At 60.8% G+C, this 18,709-nt stretch carries 15 protein-coding genes and 2 pseudogenes; 10 read left to right on the top strand and 7 right to left on the bottom strand.

Annotation, left to right across the window (positions count from 1 at the left end):
- Positions 1 to 617: Arm DNA-binding domain-containing protein (locus GOB87_RS12455; RefSeq protein WP_242006378.1), on the bottom strand; the 617-nt coding region annotated here is incomplete at its 3' end.
- A gap of 577 nt (positions 618 to 1,194) precedes the next feature.
- On the opposite strand from GOB87_RS12455, the gene GOB87_RS12460 reads away from it, so the two are divergent.
- The 3 genes from GOB87_RS12460 to GOB87_RS12470 are packed head-to-tail and all read left to right on the top strand — an operon-like array spanning position 1,195 to position 5,051.
- Complete coding sequence (locus GOB87_RS12460; RefSeq protein WP_166317313.1) at positions 1,195 to 2,682, top strand: paraquat-inducible protein A; 1,488 nt, start codon at positions 1,195 to 1,197, stop codon at positions 2,680 to 2,682.
- Positions 2,679 to 4,379 carry a PqiB family protein gene (locus GOB87_RS12465; protein ID WP_166317316.1) on the top strand — a complete coding sequence of 567 codons (1,701 nt, stop codon included), beginning with the start codon at positions 2,679 to 2,681 and terminating at the stop codon, positions 4,377 to 4,379. The genes GOB87_RS12460 and GOB87_RS12465 overlap by 4 nt, the downstream gene beginning before the upstream one ends.
- Positions 4,380 to 4,382: 3 nt before the next feature.
- The gene (locus GOB87_RS12470) at positions 4,383 to 5,051 is read left to right on the top strand and encodes a PqiC family protein (RefSeq protein ID WP_166317319.1); all 669 of its coding nucleotides are present in this window, start codon (positions 4,383 to 4,385) and stop codon (positions 5,049 to 5,051) included.
- Positions 5,052 to 5,087: 36 nt separating this feature from the next.
- Here the strand turns inward: GOB87_RS12470 and GOB87_RS12475 are convergent, their stop codons facing one another.
- The 3 genes from GOB87_RS12475 to GOB87_RS12485 all read right to left on the bottom strand — a co-directional run bounded on the left by GOB87_RS12475 (position 5,088) and on the right by GOB87_RS12485 (position 7,504).
- Positions 5,088 to 6,107 carry a zinc-binding alcohol dehydrogenase family protein gene (locus tag GOB87_RS12475; RefSeq protein ID WP_166317322.1) on the bottom strand — a complete coding sequence of 340 codons (1,020 nt, stop codon included), beginning with the start codon at positions 6,105 to 6,107 and terminating at the stop codon, positions 5,088 to 5,090.
- A 139-nt stretch (positions 6,108 to 6,246) separates the two neighbouring features.
- Entirely contained in the window at positions 6,247 to 6,915 is a 669-nt protein-coding gene (locus GOB87_RS12480) for a hypothetical protein (protein WP_166317325.1), read from the bottom strand.
- Positions 6,916 to 7,015: 100 nt separating this feature from the next.
- Positions 7,016 to 7,504 (bottom strand): PACE efflux transporter, encoded by a 489-nt coding sequence (locus GOB87_RS12485; protein WP_242006391.1) that lies wholly within the window; start codon positions 7,502 to 7,504, stop codon positions 7,016 to 7,018.
- Between the two features lie 66 nt (positions 7,505 to 7,570).
- On the opposite strand from GOB87_RS12485, the gene GOB87_RS12490 reads away from it, so the two are divergent.
- The gene (locus GOB87_RS12490; protein ID WP_166317328.1) at positions 7,571 to 8,482 is read left to right on the top strand and encodes a LysR family transcriptional regulator; all 912 of its coding nucleotides are present in this window, start codon (positions 7,571 to 7,573) and stop codon (positions 8,480 to 8,482) included.
- On the opposite strand, the gene GOB87_RS12495 is transcribed toward GOB87_RS12490, so the two are convergent.
- The gene (locus GOB87_RS12495; RefSeq protein ID WP_166317331.1) at positions 8,475 to 10,718 is read right to left on the bottom strand and encodes a primosomal protein N'; all 2,244 of its coding nucleotides are present in this window, start codon (positions 10,716 to 10,718) and stop codon (positions 8,475 to 8,477) included. The genes GOB87_RS12490 and GOB87_RS12495 overlap by 8 nt on opposite strands.
- Positions 10,719 to 10,778: 60 nt before the next feature.
- Between GOB87_RS12495 and GOB87_RS12500 the strand changes: the two genes are divergently transcribed.
- The 5 genes and pseudogenes from GOB87_RS12500 to GOB87_RS16855 all read left to right on the top strand — a co-directional run.
- Positions 10,779 to 11,753, top strand: coding sequence for a tyrosine recombinase XerC (locus GOB87_RS12500; protein ID WP_166317334.1), 975 nt, complete (start codon positions 10,779 to 10,781; stop codon positions 11,751 to 11,753).
- Positions 11,750 to 12,712 (top strand): prolyl aminopeptidase, encoded by a 963-nt coding sequence (gene pip, locus GOB87_RS12505; protein WP_166317338.1) that lies wholly within the window; start codon positions 11,750 to 11,752, stop codon positions 12,710 to 12,712. The genes GOB87_RS12500 and pip overlap by 4 nt, the downstream gene beginning before the upstream one ends.
- Before the next feature lie 34 nt (positions 12,713 to 12,746).
- Positions 12,747 to 13,694: a retropepsin-like aspartic protease gene (locus GOB87_RS12510; protein ID WP_166317341.1), complete on the top strand. Its 948-nt coding sequence runs from the start codon at positions 12,747 to 12,749 to the stop codon at positions 13,692 to 13,694.
- 106 nt (positions 13,695 to 13,800) lie between these two features.
- Positions 13,801 to 14,034: pseudogene (locus GOB87_RS16995) on the top strand (FAD-dependent oxidoreductase); the annotation flags it as partial.
- Between the two features lie 173 nt (positions 14,035 to 14,207).
- Positions 14,208 to 15,188 (top strand): annotated as a pseudogene (locus GOB87_RS16855) (NAD(P)/FAD-dependent oxidoreductase); the annotation flags it as partial.
- Between the two features lie 24 nt (positions 15,189 to 15,212).
- Here GOB87_RS16855 and GOB87_RS12520 read toward each other — a convergent pair.
- Positions 15,213 to 16,415 (bottom strand): MFS transporter, encoded by a 1,203-nt coding sequence (locus tag GOB87_RS12520; protein ID WP_166317344.1) that lies wholly within the window; start codon positions 16,413 to 16,415, stop codon positions 15,213 to 15,215.
- A gap of 132 nt (positions 16,416 to 16,547) precedes the next feature.
- On the opposite strand from GOB87_RS12520, the gene GOB87_RS12525 reads away from it, so the two are divergent.
- A complete protein-coding gene (locus GOB87_RS12525; protein WP_166317347.1) occupies positions 16,548 to 17,975 on the top strand; it encodes a DNA methyltransferase in 1,428 nt (475 codons plus the stop codon).
- A 272-nt stretch (positions 17,976 to 18,247) separates the two neighbouring features.
- Here the strand turns inward: GOB87_RS12525 and GOB87_RS12530 are convergent, their stop codons facing one another.
- Complete coding sequence (locus tag GOB87_RS12530; protein WP_166317350.1) at positions 18,248 to 18,592, bottom strand: hypothetical protein; 345 nt, start codon at positions 18,590 to 18,592, stop codon at positions 18,248 to 18,250.
- Positions 18,593 to 18,709 lie beyond the last annotated feature (117 nt).

Below are 18,709 nucleotides of genomic sequence, written 5' to 3' on the forward strand. Positions count from 1 at the left end.
TAACCCCGGACCAGATGGCCAACAGCAACGCCGTCAGAAGGGCGGCATAACAACAACCGGGCATAGCTTATCAAGCCCGCAAAACTGTCCGAACGGACGGGTCCACCTCTTTCAGCCCAGCCGAACATGGCGCGCCCAAGCGCATGAAGCCGTCGTGCTGCCACGGGATGGCGGGAAGCCAGATCATCGAGTTGCACCTGTAGCTCGGTCGTAGAGATGGAGCGGGCTGGACGATCCAGTAGGACAGACAGGCCGGAGCGCAGGCGAGCCGGAGCTTCCTTACGATAGGAGGGGCTTCGATCAGACAGAGGGCCGATCTGCCACCGATCGATCAGGACATCCAGTGTCAGGGCGTCGGCAGCCGCTTCCGCCGTACGTCGCACCATTTCCGCCTGAGCGGCCAGCGCGCGGGCTTTTCTTTCCCCGAGCGGATCACCGCCAGCCAGCACTCGTCCACGAGCCTCCTCGGCCAGTCTACGAGCTTGAGCAGGTGTCAGGTCGCCATAAGGCCCCAGAACCAGCCGTCGCACGCGACCAGCAAAGCGATATTGGAACAGGAACACCTTGCTTCCCGCCTCGGTCACTCGGATCCCGAAGCCTCGAAGCTCCTCATCCATGAACATGGCGTCCCGTTTCCCTGGCGGGCAGGCGAGGCCGTCTATTTCCCGTTTTGTGAGCTTCATCGGCAAGCCGTAGTTACACCTGTTACACCTTCGAAAATGCAAGGTGTAACGCTGTGGGTGGCAAAAAACACAATAAAATCAATATAATATATATGTGTGTTACACAAGTTACACAGTTACACCTACATTAGTGTAACTCCCTGAATTTTCCCATGCTCCGGGCTTATCTTGGAGCATGTCATTGGATTTTCCGGACTCAATCCGGACTCATCTGAAAGTGCAATCGGGGCGTTTCTGTGCGGCTGGGTTCGTAACCGCCACATTCACTGTCCACCGTAACCATTTGATATTGCGACTGTATGCGGTTCAGTGCGTTTCAGTGTGTATTTGGAGCACGAGTTTCGTAATGATGGGGCCAGGGGTTCGAATCCTCTAACCGGCACCACTAACCTCGCGGTTTTCCAATAAAATTAAGTCTCCTCCAAAAGTCGCTGCAAGCCGTCACTCTTTGGCATGGCTGAAATATCTCCATCGCCTTTCGGGAATGTGAGCTTCGCGGTAAGATGACATCATGCCGTCGTCTCTTCCTTTGCGTCTGTATCGTGGCGCCATCCAACTGGCCCGCAGGCCGAGGCGTCAGGCATCGCATGTGACGGTCGTTGACGGTCTGGTCGAGTGTCCCTGTTGTGGGGAGTTTCAAGAACTTGACAGGGTGCAGCCCGGAACAGCCGCCCGCTGCGTAAGGTGCGGGCAAGTGCTTGAGCGCCGCAATAAAACGGCTCCGTTGGCCGCGCCGCTTGCGTTCTGTATCACCTCCGCCGCTCTCTATCTCGCCACGCTGGCCTCATCCCTGATGACGCTTGATCTCTACGGTCGGGAGCGGACGGTCAATCTGCTGACCGGGCCGATGGAGCTTTTGCACGAGGGGTGGGGAGAGGTCGGGATGCTCGTGGGCATTGTGACCGTTCTCGCACCCGGCATCGTCATCGCCATCATGGGATTGATCCTTACCGCCGGGTTTTTCGAAGAACTGCCGGACTGGGCGCCCAACCTGATGGCTTGGTACGACAAGCTGCGTCCATGGTCGATGATGGAGGTGTACATCCTCGGGATTTTCGTGGCTTACACGAAGCTCGTGGATCTGGCGCATGTGGAGGTTGGGACGGCGTGCTATCTCATCGCGGCGCTGATGATCAGCATGGCGGCAACCGACCAGACATTGGATCAGGAGTGGATCTGGCAGCGACGCCGGGTTGAGGGGACATTGCAGCTTCCCGATGGACGGCGGATGAAGGTCGATCGGGTTTCCGTGCATGATCTCGACGGTCTGCCGCCCCATGAGCACATGCTGTCGTGTCATTCCTGCGGTCTTGTCGGCGTTTTCCCGCAGCCGGTTCCCCAGACGGATTCGGTCGGGGTGTGTCCACGTTGCGGCCACGATCTGCGACGTCGCAAGGTAAACAGTATCTCACGGACCGTCGCCCTTCTTCTTTCAGCCTTTATTTTCTATTTTCCCGCTAATCTCTTTCCGGTCATGACCGTCATCAAGGTGGGAAACGGAACGGGCCACACCATTATCGAAGGCGCGATTGAGTTGTGGGAAGATGGGATGATCCCGCTGTCCCTGCTGGTTCTGTTCGCAAGTGTGACGGTGCCGGTCGCCAAGATCGTGGGGCTGACTTACATGATCTGGACGACGAAGCGCCGCTCCGCAAAGAAACTGCTCTTTCGTTCCAAGCTTTTCCGGATGATCGACATTATCGGTCGCTGGTCCATGATCGACGTGTTCATGATTTCCATTCTCGTGGCCGTCGTGCGGTTCAGTTCCCTTGCCAATATTCGTGCCAATGCGGGCGTGGTGTCGTTTGCTGCGGTCGTGGTGCTGACCATTTTCGCTGCCCATTGCTTCGATCCCCGTCTGATGTGGGATGCGGCGGGGCGTAATGGGAAACTGCGGGCGGATGCCCCTCCGCGCAGTGACAATACAACGGGTCAGTCGTGCCTTGCGCACGAGGACGAGGCCCTCGAACGGGGCGACATGGAGCCGGTGCAAGCGTGACTTCGGATCAGAATTCTTCTCCCCCGCGTGGTCAGGACGACGATGACGACGCGCTGCCGGTGGCGACTGTCAACAAGACCCGCTTCTCCATAATCTGGATCATCCCGATCCTCTCGGTGCTGATTGCCGTCTTTTTGTTATGGCGAAGCCTGTATGATCGTGGTCCCGAGATTCTCATCAGTTTCGACACCGCCGATGGCCTGACCAGCGGTCAGACACAGGTGAAGAACAAGGCCGTGACGCTGGGCACTGTCGACTCCATCACGCTGTCCAAGGACAAGCACCATGTTGACGTGCGGGTGCAGATGACCGCCAGCGCTTCCGGATTGCTGACGGACAAGTCACGCTTCTGGGTGGTGCGTCCGCGCATCAACGGCGCGAGCGTGACGGGGTTGGAGACGCTGCTCTCAGGCGCGTATATCGCCTTCGATCCGGGGCCGCCGGGTGGACAGCGCACCACGGTGTTCACGGGACTTGAATCGCCCCCCGGCATCCAGTCCGATCAGCCGGGCCGGACCTATACCCTCGTGGCGCCGGCCATCGGTTCCATTGGACCGGGCGCGCCCGTGTTCTTCCGTGACGTGGATGTGGGAGAAGTGCTTGGCTACACGCTGCCGCCCGGCGGCGTGGGGCCCGTGCTGATCCAGTTCTTTGTGCGCGAGCCATATGATCATTATCTGCGCACCAACACGCGCTTCTGGAATGTCTCCGGTGTGAAAGTCGGGTTCGGAGCGGGCGGCCTGAAGGTGCAGATGCAGTCCATTCAGGCGCTGTTCTCGGGTGGTGTGGCGTTCTCCCTCAATCGTTCGGCCAATTCTGTCGAAGAGGCGGAAGAAGCACCCGCCAATACGATTTTCCAGCTCTATGATGACAAGGATACGGCGGATGACGCCGGATATCATGAGCGTCTGCCCGTCGTGACCTATCTTTCGTCTTCTGTTGCCGGCCTGACCTCGGGAAGCTCTGTCACCATGTTCGGCATCCAGATCGGTTCGGTGACGGATGTGAAATTGCAGCTTGACCAGAAGACCGGTCATGCACGGGTTCGCGTTGCCATGGATGTGCAGCCCGAGCGTATTCTGCCGCCCTCCCAGATCCGTCATGATGGCATGTTGCAGACCATGCAGGCGCTTGTGGACAACGGAATGCGCGCTTCCGCCAGCAGCCTGAGCATGCTGACGGGCGAAACCAATATTTCCTTCGACTTCGTGAAGAAAGCGACCCCAGCCAAGACATGGATGGAAGGGGATGCGCTGGTTATCCCGAGTCAGGCGGGTGGCATGAGCGGCATCATGCAGTCGCTCTCCACCGTGTCCGACAAGCTGGCGGCCATGCCGTTCGAGCAGATTGGCGACAACGCCAACAATCTGCTCGCTCACGCAGATCAGCGCGTGAACAGTCCGGAGGTGAAAGAGGCTCTTGTCCAGTTGCGTGATTCGCTGCGCAGTCTGCATCGTTTGGCCGACAACGCTGACAAGGGCATGCAGCCACTCATGAAGCGTCTGCCGGAAATGAGCGATCAACTCGACCGGACGCTGAAGAATGCCAACAAACTGCTGGGAAGCTATGGCGGCGACACGGACTTCCACAGAAGCCTGCAAGCCATGGTCGTGCAACTGGGAGAGACAGCGCGTTCGCTGCGTTTCATGACCGATTTCCTGACCAATCATCCCTCGTCGATCGTTACGGGACGCTAAGCCATGGCTCACTTTCTTCCGACTTCCTCTGCCGTTCGCGTGCGCCGTACCGTTCTCGGAACCCTCCTGCTGAGCGTGACAGGTGTGACACTGGTGGCGTGCAGTTCTTCAACGCCCAGCCTGTATTCGTTGCAGCCATCGGCTGCGCGTGCAGGCGGTGCAACGGGATATGGTCTCACCTCGACGACCGTTCCAACCTTGGTGGAAGTTCGCAAACCGACCATTCCCGAGACGCTGGATCGTGATCGGATCGTGCTGGATGACAGCGGTTACAAGCTCGATGTTGCGACAACAGACGCATGGAGCGCGCCGCTTTCCGCCCAGATCCCGCATGTAGTGGTGGCGGATCTGCGCCAGCGCCTGCCGGGCACGACGTTCTTTGTGCAAGACGATGCGACGGCCAGCGATCCGCAGGCTTTTGTCGAACTGGTCGTGACCCGTTTCTCGCGAGAGGGTGCTGGTGGCCCAGCCGTGCTGGATATGCAGGTGGTGGTGCATCGCGCCGACAGCGATACGGCGCGGATCGCGCAGTCGCTGCATCTGACGGCTCCAGCGGCGGCGGGGACGGAAGCGCTGGTGGGGGCGCTGAGCACATTGCTCGGGCAGGCCTCCGATCAGATTGCTGCGGCGTTGCGTTCTTTGCCGCCTGAGCCGTCGTCTTCCACGCCTTAAATCCTGAAGGCCGGGCTTCAATCCCGGCCTACTGTTTCAGATTCCGAAGCCTTCAAGAGCGATTTTGCCCTTGACCGTGCCGCTTTCCAGCAGGGCATGGGCACGCCGCAGGTTGGTAGCGTTGATCGGACCGAACACCTCCGTCAGGGTGGTGCGCAGCACGCCCGCGTCCACGAGATTTGACGCCTCTTCCAATATCTCCGCCTGACGGATCATGTCGCTCGTCCCGAAGGTGGTGCGCGTGAACATCAACTCCCAATGGGTGGACACGCTCTTGGCCTTGAAAGGCATGACATCGAGCGACGGCGGATCGTCGATAAGCCCGAAACGACCTTGCGGTGCGATCAGCTTCACGACATCGGGGAAATGCTGGTCGGTGCGTGTGGTGGAAAATACGAAGCCCGGAGCGCCAAGTCCCAGCGCGTCAATCTGAGGGGCGAGCGGGTTTGCATGATCGATGACATGATCCGCGCCAAGAGCGCGTGCCCACTCCGTCGTTTCGGGACGTGATGCCGTGCCGATGACGAGGACGTTCCCGGGCCGTTTGGCAAGCTGGACCGCCATCGAGCCGACACCTCCGCCCGCTCCGATGATGAGCAGGGCAGAGGCTACGCCCGGAATAGGGCGGCTGATGTCGAGCCGGTCGAACAACATCTCCCATGCGGTGATGGTTGTCAGCGGCATGGCGGCGGCTTGTGCCCAGTTCAGCGATTTCGGCTTGTGGCCGACGATGCGTTCATCGACCAGATGAAACTGGCTGTTGGTGCCGGGGCGGGTTACGGCCCCGGAATACCAGACCTCGTCACCGGGGCGAAACCGTGTCACGCCGGGACCGGTCTGTCGCACGATGCCCGCAGCGTCCCAACCGAGTATTTTCCATTCACCCGGAGGAGGTTCGGCTCGCTTGCGGACCTTGGTGTCAATCGGATTGACCGAGACGGCCTTGATTTCGACCAGCAGGTCGCGTCCCGTAGCCTGAGGTGTGGGAAGGTCGATATCGACGAGCGCATTCTCGTCCGTGATGGGAAGCGACTTCTGATAGCCAACGGCGCGCATAGCCTGTCTCCGTTTCTGCAAGGAGGGACGAAGGAGAAGGTCCGCAGCAGAGACCGAACGGTGACGGGATGCAAGCATCCGTCGTTCATGTCAGACGGATGCTTGCCGTCGTGCTCTCATGAAGTTCAGATGAGAGCGATCAGTAATATTGCAGGCCGCTCAGTTCGATCTCGGGATTGAGGTAATAAGGAATGTAGAAAGTGGGAAGCGGCTGGGCACCTTGGCCGCGCGCCACACCTGACGGGGCGAGCATGGGCTTGAAGTGATGTGCCGAGAGACAGCTATAGAGGGTGGAACGCAGCGCGCCGTCTTCCAGTCCTGTGGTGTGCGTCTGGTGAAAGAGGTCTTCGGCGTAGGGTTTGCACTGCGTCGGTGTGCGGGCAATCTTTTCGTTGATCTGTCGCTCTTTGAAGGCGCTCATGCGTTCATCCGACAGCCATGCGCGCATGTAGTCGGGCGAGGCAGGGTCAAGCCACAGATCGCGCCAGCCCGTATTGCCATCCTTGCGGCTGGCAACGGCGATGCCTTTTTCCTGCGTGCCATCGGCACGGGTCAGTGTGCCCTGACAGGCGAGAACCTGATAATGCGAGCCGAACAGCGAGTCCCGTATGGTGCCGTTCGTGAATGTCGTGGCAGCGCTTGAGGCGGGCGGATTGGTGACGTCTGGCAGCGGTGAGGGCGCATTGGCCGTCTTCACGATGGCGGCAGCGATGTCCGGCTCCGCACAATAGTTCTTGAGCGGATCGATCGTGTAGGAACAACCGGTGGCGGCAAGGAGGACAAGAAGAGCCGGAAGGCGCGTGTTCATCGGGTGGGGCTCACTGCAATTGCGCCCGATCGGGGTGGTCGGACAATGTTTCGGTTCCACACATCGCACATCGGGAAAAACAGTAAAAGCCGCAGGTGATTCAGGCTTCCTGATGAGAGGCTGTTTTGAGGGCACGCTTTGGCGTGTTTGCCCCGACCGGAAACAGCGCATCGTAAGCCATGTTGAAGAAAAACGCATACACCAGATAAAACAGCGCGATGCTCATGCTCATGGAAAAAGCCTGTATGAGCGAGACACCGAGATACAGCGCAATGGCGGGCAGAAGCACGACCTGAAGTCCGGCCTCGAACAGCACTGTGTGAAGCACACGCACGGCGATGGTCTTGTGGGTGGAGCCGGTCAGGCGTCCCATGAACCGATCGAACAGCACGTTGTAGACATAATTCCAGATGGTCGCGGTGATGGCGCTTCCGACGCCAATCGCTCCCATGTGGGAGGTCGGCACGCCAAACAGCACGCTGCCGGAAGGAATGACGAGAGCCAGCGCGAGGCACTCGAAAAGAAGGGCCTGACGCAGCCGGTCGAGGCCGCTCCGCATGGCGGGGGAGGATTGGGTTTCGGTTGACATGCGCGGCAACCTATCTCCCTTTTGTCGAATATAAAGTTGGCATCCATCTAAAAAGGAGATGGGTCTGTGGAGGTGTCTTTCGATCAGCTTCAGGCCTTTGTGGCCGCCGTGGAGGCGGGATCGTTTTCGGCTGCCGGGCGGCAGCTCGGTCGCGCTCAATCAGCAATCAGCACGCAGATCGGCAATCTTGAAGCCGATCTGGGGCTGACACTGTTTTCACGCGATGGACGCGAAGCGGTCCTGACGGCGGAGGGACAGCGCCTGCTGGAAGAAGCGCGCGTGGTGCTTGAGCGCCGTGATCATATGATCGGCGTCGCGCGCTCTCTGGAGGAAGGGGTGGAAAACCGCCTCGTCGTGGCGATTGACGAGCTTTATCCAGAGCGCGCGATGGCGCGTGTCTTCGCGGAATTCGCTGCGCGGTTCCCGCATGTGGAACTGGAGATCCTGCTGCCGCTGATGGAAGATGTGGGGGCGCTGGTGCAGAGCGGCGCTGCCGATATCGGGGTGATGTATCAGCAGGATGTGCCGCCGACCTCCCTTGCGTTTCACAGCATCGGGCATGTGCTGTTGCGTCTGGTCTGCGGTCGTGACCATCCACTCGCCGATAAGCCGGTGGCGTGGGAAGACCTCAAGCGATACCGTCAGATTCTCGTGGCTACCCGGGACCGAACGCGCGAACGCAAGCAGTTGCGCGTGGCGTCCGATGTCTGGTGGGTGGAGAGCAATTGGGTCATTCTTGAACTGGTCGGGGCGGGAGTGGGATGGGCCTTCGTTTGTGACCATGTGTTGGCGTCGTCCACGGTTTCACCCCGTATTGTCACGCCGGAATTGTTGTTCGATCCATCTCCCAGGCAAGCTCCTTTGGCCGTTGTGTGGAGCAAAGCCCGGCCGCATGGTCCGGCCGCGCGATGGTTGCGGCAGCGGTTGGGCGAAGAAAAAGGACATTTCATTCTTGCGGGCGCTGACGCCCTCACATGAACGAAACCGGATCCACATCCACATCCACACGGACGCTGCTTGTCAGGGGCATCTGAGCCAGCCAGCGGCGCAGGATCGGTTGCACGGCAATGTTACGATGCGTGCGGAGAAGCAGTCTGCGCCGGTGTCGTCCCCGTAGAACGGCCAGCGGCGCGGGAACGGGGCCAAGCACTTCAACGCCCTCTCCATGAGGCGCGGCGGCCCCAAGATCACGGGCAGCGCGATCGGCGGCGTCTGCGTGCTCCGAACTGACGATCAATGCGGCCAGTCGGCCAAAAGGCGGCCAGAATCCGGGCCGTCGCTGCTCGGCTTCCTCTGTCATGAACGCGGCGAAATCGCCTGACACCAGCGCCTGCATGACCGGATGCAGTGGCGAGAAACTTTGCAATAGAACTTCGCCCGGCGCTTCGGCGCGTCCCGCGCGTCCGGCCACCTGATGCAGGAGTTGCATCGTCCGTTCGCCCGCTCGCAGATCGGCACCCCCAAGACCAAGATCCGCATCGACCACACCCACCAGCGTGAGATGGGGAAAGTGCCAGCCTTTGGCGACAATCTGCGTGCCGATAATGAGATCCACCTCGCGACGACTGATTTTCTCCACGGCTTCGGCCGTGGCGCTCGGACCACTGATTGTGTCACTGGCCATGACGAGGATGCGGGCGTTGGGAAATTCGCTGCGAGCTTCTTCGGTGATCCGTTCGATGCCGGGACCGATGGCGGTGAGGCTATCGGTTTCACCGCAACTCGGGCAAGCCTGCGGAACGGGTTCCACATGTTCGCAGTAATGACAGGCCAGCACATGCTTGCGGCGATGCTCCACCAGCCATGACGTGCAGTGCGGGCATTCCATTCGGTGTCCGCATGTGCGGCACAGGGTCAGGGGCGCGTAACCACGGCGGTTGAGAAACAGCATGGCCTGTTCGCCACGTTCCAGCCGCGCCTTGATGCCGTCCACGAGAACGGGAGAGAGAAACAGCCCACGGGGCGGTGGTGTTTCGCGCATGTCGATCACGCGCGTGTCCGGCATGGAGGCGCCCCCGTGCCGTGCCGCGAGTACCAGATGGCGATAACGCCCGGTTTCCACGTTGTTGAGTGTTTCCAGACTGGGCGTGGCAGAGGCCAGAATGACGGGACTGCCCGCAAGACGCGCCCGTACGATGGCCATGTCGCGGGCGTTGTAAGTGACGCCGTCTTCCTGCTTGAATGTGCCTTCGTGCTCTTCGTCCACAATCACGAGGCCCAGATCGGAAAAAGGCAGGAACAGAGCTGATCTTGCACCAACCACGACCTTCGCCGTGCCGTCTTCGCAGGCGGCCCATGTCAGGCGGCGCGCTTTCTGTCCGATCTCGGAATGCCACACGGCCGGTCGCACACCGAAGCGCCGTGTGAAACGGTCCATCCATTGAGCGGATAACGAGATTTCGGGAAGCAGGACCAACGCCTGTCGGCCCATCTGTACACATTCCGCCACGGCTTCGAGATAGATCTCGGTTTTGCCGGAACCCGTGACACCTTCAAGCAAGGTCACGGAAAAGGCGCGTTCCTGCACACGGCCACGCAATTCGCTTGCAGCAATCGCCTGTGCGCCTTCGAGAACCGGAAGCCTGTGCAGGGGATCGGGCAGAGCAAAAGGCGGTGGTGGCGGTATCACCACACTTCGCAGCACACCTGCATCCGCCAGTCCGCGCACCACGGACGCGCCGACATTGGCCTTTTCGGCAAGTTCCGTCGTGGTGAGAGGCTCTGCACCTGTGGATAGGGCTTCCAGCACGGCTTTTCGCGCGGGAGTCAGGCGCAGGCCTGCGGGGAGATCGCCCTGTCGCACCCAGCCTGCGGTGGGGGCGCTTCCTTGTATGCTGCGAAGGTGAGAGCGCAGGCACATGGCCAGAACCATGCCGGGAGGTGCTAGTGTATAGGCCGCCACCCAGTCGATGAAGCGGCGCAGTTCGCGTGATAGCGGCGGTAGGTCCAGCCGTTCACGAATGGGGCGCAGGCGGGATGCCGCCACTTCCGGTGCCACTGGAAAGGCAAGGTCAGCGGGCAGAGGGGTGGGTTCCCACACCACGCCGGTTTCACGGCGTCCTCCCAGCGGCACGGCCACCACGTCTCCAGGTGAAAGATGCCCGGCCAGAACTTCTGGTACGGCGTAATCGAGCGGGGCAGGAAACGGCAAAGGCAGCAGCACGGAGACGCGCTTTCGCGGGGCGATCGGTTCCAGTAAGCTGCTCTGCACCATGACGGCTCTCTCTACCCCCATCGTCCGGTTCTGTCTCGCCTCATCGGGGAGACGCGCGACGTGACGGCCGAGGACGCGCTGCGTCAGTTTCTGGCGTGGATGGTGGCCGAGAAAGGAGCGTCGCTGCACACCATCGATGCCTATCGGGGCGATCTGGCGCGTTTCCTTGCTTTTCTCACACGCCATCATGGAGGTGAGCCGTCCCTCGACACATTGCGCACGACCGCTCTTGCGGATCTGCGCGCATGGCTGGCACATGAACAGACCGAGGCTCTTGCCCCACGGATCGGCGGCCGCCCTACCACGCGCGACAAGGCCGCCCGCACGCGAGCGCGGCGCGTCTCGGCATTGCGCTCGTTCTACCGCTTTCTTGCCCGTCATCTTGGCGTTGAAAACCCGGCTCCAAGCCTGCTGACCACGCCCCGCACCAAACGCCCGCTGCCCCGTCCGCTGCCAGTGGAAGCCGCAATGGAGGTGGGAGAGGAGGTCGCCGCCCATGAGAGCGACGCCATGGCGCAGGAACGTGACCGGGCATTGTTTCTTCTCCTGTATGGGTGTGGCCTGCGTATTTCCGAGGCGCTTTCGCTCGATGTGGGCGATCTGGACATCGCGCTGGGGAGTGGCGCGCTGCGTATTCGCGGCAAAGGCGGCAAGGAGCGTCTGGCCCCTCTTGTGCCGCGGGTGGAAGAAGCGCTGCGGCGCTGGCGGGGCTTGCACCCATCACCGGCAAAAGATGAACCGCTTTTCGTGGGGGTCCGGGGCGGGCGGCTGAACGCCGCCGTTGCCCAACGTGCCATGCGGACATGGCGCAAGGGGGAGGGATTGCCGGATCATGCGACGCCGCATGCCCTGCGTCATTCCTTCGCGACCCACATGATGGAAGGTGGCGCGGATCTGCGGGTCATTCAGGAACTTCTGGGCCATGCCAGCCTCTCCACGACCCAGCGTTATACGCTGGCGGACGAGGCGCGGCTTCTGGACGTCTGGCAAAAGGCGCATCCTCGGGCCACAAAGGGAGCAGGAGACAAGTCATGACCGAGACAGCCCACATGCTCTATCCGCCCATCGAACCCTATGCCCATGGTCATCTCGACACGGGCGATGGACATCTTGTCTATTGGGAGCGATGCGGTACGCCCGGCGGCCTGCCTGTGGTGTTCCTGCACGGAGGACCGGGAGGCGGCTGCTCGCCCATGCAGCGCCGCATGTTCGATCCGGCGCGCTATGACATCCTGCTGTTCGATCAGCGCGGCTGTGGGCGCTCGCTGCCCCACGCTTCGCTTGAGAACAACACGACATGGCATCTCGTGGCCGACATCGAACGATTGCGTGAAATGGTGGGTGTGGACCGATGGGTGGTGTTCGGCGGCTCATGGGGATCCACGTTGGCGCTGGCCTATGCCGAGACGCATCCCGAGCGGGTGGCGGGACTGGTCCTGCGCGGCATTTTCACGCTGAGACGCGAGGAACTGCTGTGGTACTATCAGGGCGGTGGAGCGTGGCTGTTTCCCGACAAGTGGGAGGCATTTCTTGCCCCCATTCCGGAGGCCGAGCGCGGTGATCTCATGGCGGCCTATAACCGTCGCCTGACAGGCGACGATGCGGCGGAGCGGGAGCGCGCGGCCATTGCGTGGTCCGTGTGGGAAGGGTCCACACTTACGCTGCTTCCTTCGCCGGGAATGGTGAAGCAGCATGAAGATCCGACCTACGCGCTGGCGTTTTCGCGCATCGAAAACCACTATTTCGTGCATGGCGGCTGGCTGGCGGAAGGTCAGCTCATTCGCGACGTGGACCGTATTCGTCATATTCCGGCATTCATCGTGCAGGGACGCTACGACATCGCCACGCCTGTTCGCACGGCATGGGATCTGCACCGGGCATGGCCGGAGGCCGAGTTTCGGCTGATCGACGATGCCGGACACGCCATGTCGGAGCCGGGCATTCTCTCCGCTCTCATTGCGGCCACGGATCGGTTTGCCCGTGACCTTGGCTAAAAAAGGGGACAGGCGCAGCCACGCCTTTTTCTCTATGGCAAAACTGGGCGCGGTGTGTGTCACTGTCCTGCTGGGGGCATCCGTCGCGCAGGCAGCGCCCCGTCCGTCCTGCGCCATGACCCGTCTCGCGGACGTGCCTCTGCGGGACGATATGGGATTCCTGTCCACTCCCGGCACCATTCATGGACACACGGCCAGCTTCATTGTGGACACAGGCTCGCAAGGGAGTCTCCTGTCGCCGTGGTTTGCGCGGTTTCTGGAACTGTCCGCCGATCCCGGTGCTCAGACGCATGTCAGCGGCACCGGGGGATCGGGCGGAATCGTGCCCAATGTGATCGTCCCCCAGCTTCGTCTGGGCGATCTGAGTTTCGGCCCGCTGTCCATGCCTTTGGGCATTTTGCCCAGCCGCCCGAACATTCACCCGCCCATTGAGGGGCTGCTGGGGGGAGATGTTGTGGGGCAGGACGTCCTGGAGTTCGATGCCCCAGATGGGCGGCTGGGTTTCTGGATGTCCTCGGCGCGTGAAAGCGCCGCCTGCGATCTGGCGCCGCCGACCGTCAAAGGACTGCGCTGGCAGGAAATACGTGGCGAAATGCAGGCGCATCGTATCCTGCTTCATGTACAACTGGACGGTCATGAGCTTGTGGCGTTGCTGGATAGTGGGGCACGCTCGCGCATCGTCTCGCGTCGGGCGGCCGAGGCGATAGGTGTGACGGAATCGGACCTTGCCACGGACCCGGGGGGCACATCGACCGGTGTGGACGGGCGCGAATCCGTCTATCGCTGGCATCGCTTCCATACGCTGGCCATTGGCGGTGAGACCGAGACCAATCCCGTTCTGACCGTGGCACCCATCGCTGAACCCGTGGATATGCTTTTGGGATCGGACTGGTTTGCGACGCATCGTGTCTGGGTGTTTTACCGGCAGGGCCGTATTTTTGCGGCCAGAGTGCAGCCGACAGGAAAACATTCCGGCGGATGAACGTCAGATGCCGATGCACATGTCTATAAGGAAAACTTATTATCGATCTGGAGAGTGCGGTCCGTAGCCTTGGTGGAGCCATGCTGCTTGCCGAGGACCGTAGTGCATGTCTGACCGTTCACAATGGCTCACCGATATTAACGGCGAACGGCCGCAGTTCGGTTCTCTCGATCATGATGTTTCGACGGATATCGCCATCATCGGAGGTGGATTTGTCGGGCTCTGGACAGCCATTGCCCTGAAAACGCTCGAACCGGCACGACAGGTGACGCTGCTCGAAGCCGAGGAATGTGGGGGCGGGGCATCGGGCCTTAACGGTGGCTTCGTGATGTCATGGTGGCCCAAGATCGCCAGTCTCATGCGGGTCTGTGGCACGGACGATGCCGTCTGGCTTGCCGATGAGACGACGCGGGCAGCGGGTGAACTGGGCGACTATCTCGCCGCGCATGGGGCGATGCTGAATATCGCCGTGCCGGGTGGCTCTGGACCGCCACGGCTCCAGCGCATGTCGGAAGCTGGCTGCCTGTGGTGGAAGCGGCCGAAAGGCTTGGGCGAGGCAATATTTTTCGCGCTGTTACCCGCGAAGAACTGGCCAAGCGTACCGGCTCCTCCTCTCACATCGCAGGGGTGTGCGAGACGATCAACGGAACTGTCCATCCGGAGCGTCTGGGCGTGGCCCTCGCTCGGATCGCTAAAAAGCTTGGTGTGGAGATTTATGAGCACACCCGGGTCATGGCGCTGGAGCGAACCCGTCCGGCGGTGCTCAGGACAAAGCGCGGCAGCGTCACGGCTGATCGTGTGGTGATTGCCACTAACGCATGGGCCGCCAGCGTGCCGGAGTTACGGCGTGAATTTGTCTGCGTTGGCAGTGCGATTGTGGCGACACCGCCCATTCCTGATCGTCTCGCGGACATTGGCTGGACCGGTGGGGAAAGCATCACGGATTCACAGGCGACCGTCACGTATTACCGCACGACGCGAGACGGACGCATCATCTTCGGAAAAGGCGGAGGTCGGCTTTATTACACGGGAGAGCCGTCTGAAGCTGTGTTCCATGATCCTGTCGGTATTCGGGAGGCGACGGCGGATTTCCGCAGGGTCTATCCCATGCTGGCGGATGTGCCGTTGGCCAGAACGAGGTCCGGTCCGATCAATCGCACCTATGACAGCCTGCCGTTGCTGGGCACGATACCGGATGCGCCGCATATAATTTACGGCATTGGCTGGAGTGGAAATGGCGTCAGCCCCAGTCGGATTGGTGGACGTATTCTGGCCGGACTTGCGCTTGGACGGCGTGAGCGATGGACAGAGAACGGTCTCGTGAATCGTCATGCCCGACGGTTTCCGCCTGAGCCCTTGCGTTATTTGGGTGGCTCACTCGTGCGGGCCACCATGATGCGCAAGGATCGGAGCGAAATTGCCAACCATCCGACGTCCTGGGTGGATCGTGGACTTGCCAACCTTGCTCCGGCCGGGCTGGAAGACAAGAAATAGCGGGTCATTTTCACGACGAGATATTCAGCCTGAATGCGCAGTGTCTTCCTTGTGGAGCGTCCTTGGAAATGCGGCCGGACTGCACATGGCCAGCACAACGCCTGTAAGCGTGATGCATACGGCTGCTGGCACAAGCACATTGAATCCGCAGGACGTGAGCAGTTGTCCCCCGACGGCGGAGCCGAGCAGGATGCCCACATTGCTGCCGCCATTGATGGCCGCTCCCGCCACATCGGCGCTCGTGGCGCGGGCGCGAATGGCACCTGACATCAGGAAGGGGATGATCCCGGCATAACCCGCGCACCAGAGACCGACCGCTCCAACGCTGAGCCAGCCGGGGAGAAACTGTCCATATAACAGCCCCATGCCCAGCAGCATGGCCAGTCCACCCCCGACCAGTCCCGCAGAAGGCTTGTGATCGACGACCTGACCGGCACACCATAACCCTACAATGCTCATGCCGCCGGTGATGACCAAGGCAATGCTTAGATATTTCTCTGGCAGACCATGATGCAGCAGGAGCGGAGAGACATAGGTGTAGAGCAGGTTGTGAGCGAAGAAGAGCACGATGTTGACCGCCACGACCACGCCGAGGACATGCAGCGCACGCCGGGACCGGAGCGAGGGCAGGGTGGGTGTGCCGCCGACAGGAGCCTGTACGCGGGGCAGATAGAGCGCGATGAAGAGGGTGAGCAGAAGCGCCAGTCCTGCCATCACGTAAAGTGCCGCGCGCCAGCCCAGACTCAGTCCGATGGCGGCGGCGCCCGGAACACCCAGCACGGAGCCGAGCGATGTGCCGCCCCACACGAAGGAGATGGCGCGGCCTGTCATTTTTTCAGGGACGAGATAGGCGGCATACGCGGCGGCGATGGACATGAGCAGCGCGTGCGCCGCGCCGCCGATGGCCCGGCCGAAGCACACGAGGGCGAAGGTTGGCGCCATGGCGGAGATGAGATTGGACAGCACATAGGCCGCAAGCGACAGCAGCATCAGCAGCTTGCGGTCCATACGCGCGGTGACGATGGTCAGCGGCACCGCTCCCAGCGCCACCAGCAAGGCATAGGCGCTGACGGCAAGACCGGCATGGCCTTCACTGATTCCAAAGGTGTGGGCTACATCGATCAGAAGGCCAACGGGCGCCACTTCAGTCGTGACGGCAATGAAGGTCGAGGCAAACAGGGCGCACAGGCCCGCAACGGACGCGCCGGGGAGTGATCTGAACAGCATGGACTTCCTGACTGACTCGACGATCCGAATAAGCGATGACTGTGACACGATTGGACATGAAACGGGAGGCCGTCCCTCACGGTTCCGCACACAAAACGCGATGACGGGTTTCTGTTTCGTGAATGTGCCGTCATGAACACCTCCGCACAGGACGAAATGGTCCGTCAGGGTATCGCGGCACTGACTTCTCCGAAGCCGCATGGCGGGCTTTACAGCTTCCATCGTTACTGGGGGAAAAAGCCTGCTGAACCGGTGCGTTTCCTGATCGAACTGTTGAGCGAGCCGGGAGATATGGTGTGCGATCCCTTCCTCGGCTCGGGTGTGACCGCCCGGGAGGCGACCTCCTTGGGGCGACGGTTCGTTGGCGGTGATCTCAATCCGTTTTCCGTAAAACTCTCATCGTTTCTCGTGCGTCCCTGTGTGCGGGAGGCATATCGTACGGAACTGGCGCAGATAGAGGCGCGTCTGAGGCCGGTCATTGAGGCGTCTTATGGCGTGACGCCGGAAGGCACGGTGAGTCATCTATTATGGGAAGACGGGAGACTTTCTCGCGTATGGATGCGCCCCGTTGGCACGGTCCGTCGGGTCGAGCGTGTGCTCGTGGCAGAGGATGTTCTGCTGGCGGTTCGCTATGAGGATGTGACCGATCCCGGTGCGCGCACGCTCCGTATGTTCGATAATGCCCGCATCAACGCCCATTCTTCTCTGCAATGGTCCGATCTGTTCACGGGACGCGCTCTTCACAATATCCGTCTGTTGCGCGAAGCCATCGCTGACATAGCTCCGCCGCTGCGCGAAGCGTTCGAACTGACCCTGACGGCCGCCATCGGTCAGATGTCGCGCATGGTATTCGCCATCAGTGGGCGGAAGGGCACGACAGGCAAGACACCGGATCGGCCGGAGGTAGGAAGCTGGACCGTGGGCTACTGGCGGCCACGGCGGCATTTCGAGATCAATGTCTGGAACTGTTTTGCTTCCCGCGCCGCGCGGTTGCTGCGGGCGCTTCCGCACAATGTGGAGTCGGTCGCGGAAGCACCTCTCATCCGGCAGACCGATGCGCTCGATCTGATGAAAGATCTTCTGCATGGCAGCGTGGATCTTTTGATCACCGATCCTCCTCATGGGGATCGCATCCCCTATTTCGAGCTTTCGGAATTGTGGAATGCAACGCTCGGGCTGGAAGCCGAGATGGAGCGGGAAATTGTGGTGTCCAATGCCAGAACACGCGGCAAGACCACGACGGCCTATGTGACGGACATGAGTGCCGTTCTGGAGACGGCGGCCGATCGTCTGAAGCCGGGCGGCGCTATGGTGCTGTTCTTCAATTCGCTCAAAAAAGCGGAGTGGGAGTTTCTGCATCGGACATGCGCGCGCACCTCACTGAATTTCGTCGGCATCTGTCCCATGCGTTATTCCGCAGGTTCTCTTGCGCAGGACAGTCGGTCCGGAAGTATGAAAGGCGATCAGGTTCTCATTCTCTCGCGTGGTCCGCTTCGGGCAGACAAGGTGGCCTGCCTGCAAGCCATGCCCGGGTGGAGAGACGGGCAGCCGCCGGAATGAGACGGCCTGCCCATGGATCAGAACGCGTAGACCGCCCCAAGATGCAGCGTGAGACCGTTCGTCCAACTGCTCGCTATGTACATCGAATTCCGGCCACCATCTCTCCACCCTGAATGGCGGGCGTGACCATGAATCGATCGGTCAAAAGAAAGCCTTTACCGAATTCGATCCCTGTATCGGTGGTCAGTCTTTTGGGCTGTGCGGTGTACGACGCGGACCCACCGGGAAACCATGGACTGTGGAAATGGGCATGGTCCTCGATGTGTCCATCGCTAAAGGACAAAGTGCAGGGCGACGAGGAGATGACGGATGTTCTGGATACGGAACATGGTCGAGGCATTCATCTGGAAGCCCGGAATCCAGCCCATCTCTTTGTCTCTCGACGCCGCACTGTCGAGAGGCTTTGCCTTATAGTGGTTCCATGAGCCGGTGACGGAGAGACCGATCTCCCGATAGACCTGCACAACGGCAGGGATCGCCTTGTCTTCGTGCTGTTCGGCTGAGGAGAAGGAGGTTTGTATCGCCGCCTTGGCCAATGGTGTGGCAGCAAGACACAAGCCAATAAACAGAACTCCCTTCAAGGTCAGAGAAAGACCCAAGGAATCTCGAGGCGTCATGAAGGTCTCCGAAACGATACGTTTCGTTACTTAATAGCGCTTTCTATTGCGTTGATTATCACGGAAATGTGAATGCACACGAAAAACGCGGGAGCCATCTGGCTCCCGCGTTTTCTA

The sequence above is a fragment of the Acetobacter estunensis genome (genome assembly GCF_011516945.1).
GTDB lineage: Bacteria > Pseudomonadota > Alphaproteobacteria > Acetobacterales > Acetobacteraceae > Acetobacter > Acetobacter estunensis.

What these genes read in the sequence shown, in the direction of transcription:
- GOB87_RS12520 (WP_166317344.1), bottom strand. Translation starts at nt 16,415, where the DNA reads ATGCTGTTCAGATCACTCCCCGGCGCGTCCGTTGCGGGCCTGTGCGCC.
- GOB87_RS12485 (WP_242006391.1), bottom strand. Translation starts at nt 7,504, where the DNA reads ATGTCAACCGAAACCCAATCCTCCCCCGCCATGCGGAGCGGCCTCGAC.
- GOB87_RS12495 (WP_166317331.1), bottom strand. Translation starts at nt 10,718, where the DNA reads ATGGTGCAGAGCAGCTTACTGGAACCGATCGCCCCGCGAAAGCGCGTC.
- GOB87_RS12480 (WP_166317325.1), bottom strand. Translation starts at nt 6,915, where the DNA reads ATGAACACGCGCCTTCCGGCTCTTCTTGTCCTCCTTGCCGCCACCGGT.
- GOB87_RS12460 (WP_166317313.1), top strand. Translation starts at nt 1,195, where the DNA reads ATGCCGTCGTCTCTTCCTTTGCGTCTGTATCGTGGCGCCATCCAACTG.
- GOB87_RS12525 (WP_166317347.1), top strand. Translation starts at nt 16,548, where the DNA reads ATGAACACCTCCGCACAGGACGAAATGGTCCGTCAGGGTATCGCGGCA.
- GOB87_RS12470 (WP_166317319.1), top strand. Translation starts at nt 4,383, where the DNA reads ATGGCTCACTTTCTTCCGACTTCCTCTGCCGTTCGCGTGCGCCGTACC.
- GOB87_RS12475 (WP_166317322.1), bottom strand. Translation starts at nt 6,107, where the DNA reads ATGCGCGCCGTTGGCTATCAGAAGTCGCTTCCCATCACGGACGAGAAT.
- GOB87_RS12510 (WP_166317341.1), top strand. Translation starts at nt 12,747, where the DNA reads ATGGCAAAACTGGGCGCGGTGTGTGTCACTGTCCTGCTGGGGGCATCC.
- pip (WP_166317338.1), top strand. Translation starts at nt 11,750, where the DNA reads ATGACCGAGACAGCCCACATGCTCTATCCGCCCATCGAACCCTATGCC.
- GOB87_RS12530 (WP_166317350.1), bottom strand. Translation starts at nt 18,592, where the DNA reads ATGACGCCTCGAGATTCCTTGGGTCTTTCTCTGACCTTGAAGGGAGTT.